Origin of the sequence: Aneurinibacillus sp. UBA3580 (assembly GCF_002375825.1) — a bacterium.
Taxonomy (GTDB): domain Bacteria; phylum Bacillota; class Bacilli; order Aneurinibacillales; family Aneurinibacillaceae; genus Aneurinibacillus; species Aneurinibacillus danicus.
On record NZ_DFMZ01000022.1, the window covers coordinates 1 to 6,723 of the forward strand.

7 protein-coding genes and 2 riboswitches are annotated in these 6,723 nt (G+C 49.9%); of the genes, 6 read left to right on the forward strand and 1 reads right to left on the reverse strand.

Annotation, left to right across the window (positions count from 1 at the left end):
- Positions 1 to 143: 143 nt before the first annotated feature.
- The gene (locus B2899_RS03305; protein WP_146810267.1) at positions 144 to 545 is read right to left on the reverse strand and encodes a hypothetical protein; all 402 of its coding nucleotides are present in this window, start codon (positions 543 to 545) and stop codon (positions 144 to 146) included.
- Positions 546 to 785: 240 nt separating this feature from the next.
- Between B2899_RS03305 and B2899_RS03310 the strand changes: the two genes are divergently transcribed.
- The 6 genes from B2899_RS03310 to B2899_RS03335 all read left to right on the forward strand — a co-directional run.
- Positions 786 to 971, forward strand: a complete 186-nt coding sequence (locus B2899_RS03310; RefSeq protein ID WP_286884037.1) for a hypothetical protein — start codon at positions 786 to 788, stop codon at positions 969 to 971.
- Between the two features lie 279 nt (positions 972 to 1,250).
- Positions 1,251 to 1,340, forward strand: a riboswitch (glycine riboswitch).
- Positions 1,341 to 1,343: 3 nt separating this feature from the next.
- Positions 1,344 to 1,445: riboswitch (glycine riboswitch) on the forward strand.
- Between the two features lie 174 nt (positions 1,446 to 1,619).
- Positions 1,620 to 2,720: a glycine cleavage system aminomethyltransferase GcvT gene (gene gcvT, locus B2899_RS03315; protein WP_286884038.1), complete on the forward strand. Its 1,101-nt coding sequence runs from the start codon at positions 1,620 to 1,622 to the stop codon at positions 2,718 to 2,720.
- Between the two features lie 33 nt (positions 2,721 to 2,753).
- Complete coding sequence (gene gcvH, locus B2899_RS03320; protein WP_146810269.1) at positions 2,754 to 3,146, forward strand: glycine cleavage system protein GcvH; 393 nt, start codon at positions 2,754 to 2,756, stop codon at positions 3,144 to 3,146.
- 9 nt (positions 3,147 to 3,155) lie between these two features.
- A complete protein-coding gene (gene gcvPA / locus B2899_RS03325; protein WP_146810271.1) occupies positions 3,156 to 4,508 on the forward strand; it encodes an aminomethyl-transferring glycine dehydrogenase subunit GcvPA in 1,353 nt (450 codons plus the stop codon).
- Entirely contained in the window at positions 4,501 to 5,988 is a 1,488-nt protein-coding gene (gene gcvPB / locus B2899_RS03330; protein WP_286884040.1) for an aminomethyl-transferring glycine dehydrogenase subunit GcvPB, read from the forward strand. The genes gcvPA and gcvPB overlap by 8 nt, the downstream gene beginning before the upstream one ends.
- Positions 5,989 to 6,150: 162 nt before the next feature.
- Positions 6,151 to 6,723, forward strand: a 573-nt coding sequence (locus tag B2899_RS03335; protein ID WP_286884042.1) for a TraR/DksA C4-type zinc finger protein, incomplete at its 3' end; no start/stop codon positions are given.

Sequence of the window (6,723 nt, forward strand, 5' to 3'; positions counted from 1 at the left end):
ACAGGCTAACAGGGAAAGAGAGTGTTATGTTATTTGCCCTTTTTTCTCCTGTCCTCTTCTTCGCTTCAGGTATCTCGTTCCGCCAAAGGATGTCGATATATCTTCATTCTTTAACTTGTACATATGTATGTCGGAAGGGAGGCTTATAAGCGTGATTTATAAAAATGACTGCCTGACCCGTCGTTATCTTTCTCGTTTTTCTCCGCCTTTTCCTTGGCGGCAAGAAGGTTATTGCGCAGCTTTTCGGAGCATGATCTGCAATATTCGCCCAGCGTGATGAGTGTATCGCAGTTCTTGCATTTATATTGCAGGCTGGGATAGCGCGTAAGGTCGAAATACTTCTCGCGAATCAAATATTCGATATAGCGGATCGGTATATCGAGATCCCGCGAGATTTGTGCCAGGGGAGCAGTTCGCTTTTCTTTCGGTTTTAAGTAATCACGGATGCGTTTAACAGTTTCAAGTTCCTTGCGCACGCAATCCGGGCAGACTGGCTTGGAAATTTTCATGAATACTTTGCCGCACGCAGAGCAATTGGATAACATGAGATTACACTCCCTTCTAACTGAGGTAAAAATTTCTTGTGTACTTTTATAATAAGATTTTCTTCATAGATTTTCCTGTATTCTCTCTTTTTTTTTGCTAAAATGAGTCTTAAGTAATGAACAAAAAGTTCACGTTTTTTTATATAGTGTTTTATCAGAGGACAGGATGATGAAATAATAAAAGGAATGGTATCGGAAAGGCACAAAACTTTGTTGCCGGGCCATAGGGAGGGCATACATATGATGGAAAAAAAACCGCTGCTTGGCCGATTTGATGAACAGGGGAATTTAATACTGCCACCCGAGATACAGGATATTCTCGGCTATGGAACGATTGAAATTACCGTAGAAGGTGATTGCATCGTACTGTCTAGAGCCGAACCGATTTATAGATGTGTATGGGAACCTAAACAGAATAGAAAATAGAGCACAGAAGAACGCGGAGTGGAACCTATTGTCCACTCCGTTTTAATAGGACGGAACGAAAAAAACGTATCATCCACCTTAAAGTTCGTTTTTTTTGTTTATTTATTTTGTTTTTTGTTTTTATTTTTATCTCTTTATAGTTTAAAAACAAACATTATATTAAATAAGGATTTTATTGTTAGCGGAAAGCTGAAAAAGTGCATTGCAATTTTTCTGATTCGTGTTACGATAGAAAAGGATTACATATTTGATTTTTTCCAATACTAAAATATCGTGCGGATGAAAGCAGAGGGAGAGAACGCGTCGGTCGCGTCGCCGAAGGAGCAAGATACCTTTCAATCTCTCAGGCAAAAGTACCTCTGCGGGACGCAACTCTGGAGAGAGTCTGCATGGCGGACCACCAAAGGGGAAACCGGTCAGAAAGCCGTAGAGAGATGGCTTGTGCCGGGTAGCTCTCAGGTAAAAAGGACAGAGATAGGGGGATATACCCTATTTCTGTCCTTTTTTTGTGAAAATCATGAGAAAAGAAGGAAAGGACAGAGGGAGTAAGAACCAGGGAAGAAAAAGGCGTTCGCCTTTTTCCATATTTATCTTTTCTTTAGTTTTATGAGAGTACGTTAGTAAAAAAATAATGGAGGTTGGAAACAAATGTCTGCCTTAAAACGAACGCCTCTGTACCCCCTATACGAAAAGCATGGAGCCAAAACGATTGATTTCGGGGGCTGGGAGTTGCCTGTTCAATTCTCAAACATTCAAAAAGAGCATGAAGCAGTACGGACAAAAGCAGGATTGTTTGATGTATCCCACATGGGTGAAGTGGAAGTAAAGGGAGAGGATGCGCTTGCATTCGTACAGAAGATAACAACGAATGATGCGTCCAAATTGGCCGTAGACCAGGCCCAGTATTCGATTATGTGTTATCCGGACGGCGGTACAGTGGATGATCTGCTTGTCTACAAGCTGGCAGACAACCATTACCTGCTGGTTATCAACGCTGCTAATATCGAAAAAGACTACGAGTGGATGCGGCAGCATGTTCAGGGTAAAGTTACGCTTCGCAATATCTCCGACGAAACGGCACAGCTGGCGCTTCAGGGACCGCTTTCCGAAGAGGTGCTTCAAAAGCTGACGGACACCAATCTATCTGCCATCCGTTTTTTCCATTTTAAACAGGATGTTAATTTGGCCGGTGTATCCGGCCTTGTCTCCCGTACCGGCTATACCGGAGAAGACGGATTCGAAATCTATGTCAAAGCGCAAGAGGCACCGATATTATGGAAGAAAATCCTCGAAGCTGGCGCAGGTGATGTACTGCCGTGCGGTCTAGGCGCGCGTGATACGCTTCGTTTCGAGGCACGCCTGCCACTGTACGGGCAGGAACTGAGCCAGGATATCAGCCCGATTGAAGCAGGGTTGGGCTTCGCCGTCAAAGTCGACAAACCTATGCCATTCATCGGACAGGAAGCATTGAAAAAGCAGAAGGAAGAAGGCGCGCCGCGCAGGCTGGTCGGTATCGAAATGATTGAACGCGGCATTCCGCGCACCCACTACCCGGTTTATGCAGGGGAAGAGAGGGTCGGCGAAGTGACGACGGGTACACAGTCGCCTACGCTTAAGAAAAATATTGGGCTTGCGCTTGTAAAGCGCCAATACAGTGAGCTCGGTACGGAGCTGGATGTGGAAATCCGCGGCAAGCGGGTCAAAGCGAAAGTAGTGCCTACGCCGTTTTATAAACGGCCGAAAGCATAAAACCAGTAAAGGAAAATTGGGGGAGAAGAGATTATGAGCCAGGTACAATCCGCTTTTAAATACAGCAAGGAGCATGAATGGGTAGAAGTGCTGGATGAAGGACGTGTCCGTATCGGCATTACGCATTTTGCGCAGGAACAATTGGGTGACATTGTGTTTGTAGAGCTGCCGGAAGAAGGGGCCGTTGTGAAAGCGGACGAAAGCATGGGCACCGTCGAGTCGGTAAAAGCCGTCTCCGATATTTATGCGCCGGTTAGCGGGGAAGTCGTAGAAGTCAACCGTGAGCTTGAAGAAGGACCGGAGACGATTAACAGTGATGCATACGGGGCAGGCTGGATGGTTATTGTTAAGCTTTCGAATCCGGAAGAATTGGATGCGCTGATGACGGCGGAGCAGTACGAAGCGTTTAGCAAAGAGGAGGAATAAACTGTGACCGTGAAGTATCGATACCTTCCAACAACGGAGGCAGACCGCAAAGAGATGATGGCCGACCTTGGCATTTCTGATATATCCGACCTGTTCTCCGATATTCCGGAGCAGGTTCGTTTCAAAGGGAGGCTTGCGATTCCGGAAGCGATTCCGGAAGCAGAGCTGACGAAGCATATGGGGCGAATGGCGGGCAAGAATGTCAATGCGCTCGATTACGCTTGCTTCCTGGGAGCAGGCACGTATGACCACTACATTCCGAGCGTGGTCAATCACGTGATTTCCCGCTCAGAGTTTTATACGGCTTATACGCCGTACCAGCCGGAGATTAGCCAGGGTGAATTGCAGGCAATCTTCGAATTTCAGACGATGATTTGCGAATTGACCGGCATGGACGTAGCGAATTCATCCATGTACGACGGGGCGACGGCCCTGGCGGAAGCTGCCGCAATGACTGCAGCGAAGACAAAGCGGAAGAAAGTTGTCGTCTCCCGTGCCGTGCATCCCGAAGCCCGTTCTATTCTGCTGACATATGCGAAAGGCCAGGGGCTTGAAGTGGTTGAAATTGGCTGCAAAAACGGACTCACCGATCTTGAGGCGCTCGAGGCGGCGGTCGATGAAAATACGGCATCCGTCCTTGTCCAGTATCCGAACTTCTTTGGTGCGGTTGAGGAGCTGGCCGCGATCGAGCAAATTGCCCATAAATATAAAGGATTGTTTGTTGTAAGCGCCAATCCGCTCGGACTGGGGATTTTGCAGCCACCGGGTGCATTCGGTGCCGACGTAGTGGTGGGCGACGCCCAGCCGTTCGGCATTCCGATGGCGTTCGGCGGTCCGCATTGCGGCTATTTCGCGGTGAAAAAAGAGTTGATGCGTCAGATTCCGGGCCGTATTGTAGGACAAACGAAAGACGAGCAGGGACGCCGCGGTTTCGTGCTGACCTTACAGGCGCGCGAACAGCATATCCGTCGCGAGAAAGCGACATCTAATATCTGCTCCAACCAGGCATTGAATGCGCTGGCCGCGGCAGTGGCGATGACGGCGCTTGGTAGACAGGGTGTGCAGGAAATGGCGCTTCTGAATGTACAGAAGACACAGTATGCCAAACAGCAGATTGCAAGGCTCGACGGATACGAAGTCGTATACGATGCGCCGGTATTTAACGAATTCGTTATTAAAACGCCGCGTCCGGTCGGCGATATCAATAAAGCGCTGCTCAAGGATGAGATTATCGGCGGTTTCGACTTGTCGCGTGATTATCCTGAGCTTGCGCAGCATATGCTGCTCGCGGTCACAGAGCTGCGCACGAAGGAAGAAATCGATCGACTGGTGAAAAGATTGGAGGGAGCGCGCCATGCCTAATACCATGCAGAAAAATGAACAGCAGCAAAAAGACAAAGCGCTGATTTTTGAGATGAGCAAGCCGGGACGTGTCGGCTACTCGCTGCCTGCCTGCGATGTACCGGAAGTCGATGTTACATCTGTTATTCCGGGCACATATCTGCGCGAGGTGCCGGCGGAGCTGCCTGAGGTGAGTGAATTGCAGTTGATGCGCCACTACACGGAATTGTCGAAGCGCAATCATGGGGTCGACTCCGGTTTCTATCCGCTCGGCTCCTGCACGATGAAATATAACCCGAAAATTAATGAAGATGTGGCTCGCTACCCGGGATTTGCCCGCATTCATCCGTATCAGCCGGAAGAGACGGTACAGGGCGCACTGCAGTTAATGTATGAATTACAGGAAGACCTTGCGGCGATTACCGGCATGGATGCGGTAACGCTGCAATCGGCGGCGGGCGCCCAGGGCGAATGGACCGGTCTGATGATGATTCGCGCCTACCATGAAAGCCGGGGCGAGAATCGCACCAAGGTTATCGTGCCCGACTCTGCGCACGGCACAAACCCGGCTTCCGCCAGCGTAGCCGGACTTGAGACCATCACTGTGGCATCGGACGAGAACGGATTCGTCGATGTGGAGGCGCTGCGTCAGGCAGTCGGTCCGGATACGGCGGCGCTTATGCTCACCAATCCTAACACGCTCGGCCTGTTTGAGAAAAACATCGTAGAAATTGCGGAGATCGTGCACGAAGCGGGCGGCCTTCTGTATTACGACGGTGCCAACGCCAATGCGATTCTCGGGAAAGCGCGTCCGGGGGACATGGGATTTGACGTTGTTCATCTGAACCTGCACAAGACGTTTACAACTCCGCACGGCGGCGGCGGCCCGGGCTCCGGTCCGGTCGGCGTGAAAAAGGAGCTCATCCCATTTCTGCCAAAACCGATGGTTGTCAAGGAAGGCGATGTTTACCGTCTTGACTTTGACCGTCCGCAGTCGATCGGCCGCGTAAAAGCATACTACGGCAACTTCGGTATCAACGTGCGTGCTTATACGTATATCCGCACAATGGGGCCGGAGGGGCTGCGTCTTGTGTCCGAGAACGCAGTGCTGAACGCCAACTACATGATGCGCAAGCTGGCTAAATATTATGATTTGCCGTTTGACCACGTATGCAAACACGAATTCGTCCTGTCCGGCAAACGTCAGAAAAAGCAAGGGGTACGCACGCTTGATATTGCCAAGCGCCTGCTTGATTTCGGCTACCATCCGCCGACGATTTACTTCCCGCTTATCGTGGAAGAGTGCCTGATGATCGAGCCGACGGAAACAGAGTCGAAAGAAACGCTGGACGAATTCATCGATGTTATGATTCAAATCGCGCAGGAAGCGGAACAGACACCAGAAATTGTACAGGAGGCGCCTCATCATACGGTAGTGAGCCGTCTTGATGAAGTGCTGGCGGCCCGGAAGCCGATATTGCGCTATACAAAACCTGAATAGAAAGCGGAGGAGAGGCCAAGCACGTCAGAATAGATCGCGTGCCTGTCTCTCCTTTTTTCTTCCTTCAATCCCCAACATTTTTTCCTAAATATGCGCAGATACTATGCTCAGGTGCGCCGCATTACTGCGGCTTATACTTTGAGACAGAAAGGGATGCTCGGGATGCTGACGAATCAGGAGCTTTCTCATTTTCGTTCGCTGCTTACGAACCAACTACACGACATTAAGCAGCGGCTTCAGGATAGCGATGCTTATGGAATGGGGAGGGCCGCGATGCAGGAGGCGATCGGGGAGCTTTCCAATTACGATAACCATCCGGCCGATCAAGGGAGTGAGACGTTCGAGCGTGGCAAAGATCTTGCACTTCATGAACACGAAGAAGAAGAGATGCGGGACATTGAACGCGCGCTTGAAGCGATAGAGCGTGGTGTATACGGCACGTGCGAAGTTTGCCACAGGAAAATCCCACGTGAACGTTTGGAGGCATTGCCGACCACCGTACGATGCATTGAACATGCAGGCGAGACATTTGTATCGGCGCGTCGTCCGGCGGAAGAGGATATGGTTGACCCTCCGTTCGGTCAGTTTAATTACGACAAGCGGGATGCTACGTTGTATGATGCAGAAGACACGATACAGGATGTGACGAAATACGGAACGTCAGATACGCCTTCCGATTTCGGAGAGCAGGCTCATTTTAGCTATGACGATATGTACTGGGAGTCGGAAGAGCCT

Bases quoted from the DNA above. Each gene is read 5' to 3' on its own strand.
- B2899_RS03305 (WP_146810267.1), bottom strand. From the start codon at position 545: ATGTTATCCAATTGCTCTGCGTGCGGCAAAGTATTCATGAAAATTTCC.
- B2899_RS03310 (WP_286884037.1), top strand. From the start codon at position 786: ATGATGGAAAAAAAACCGCTGCTTGGCCGATTTGATGAACAGGGGAAT.
- gcvT (WP_286884038.1), top strand. From the start codon at position 1,620: ATGTCTGCCTTAAAACGAACGCCTCTGTACCCCCTATACGAAAAGCAT.
- gcvH (WP_146810269.1), top strand. From the start codon at position 2,754: ATGAGCCAGGTACAATCCGCTTTTAAATACAGCAAGGAGCATGAATGG.
- gcvPB (WP_286884040.1), top strand. From the start codon at position 4,501: ATGCCTAATACCATGCAGAAAAATGAACAGCAGCAAAAAGACAAAGCG.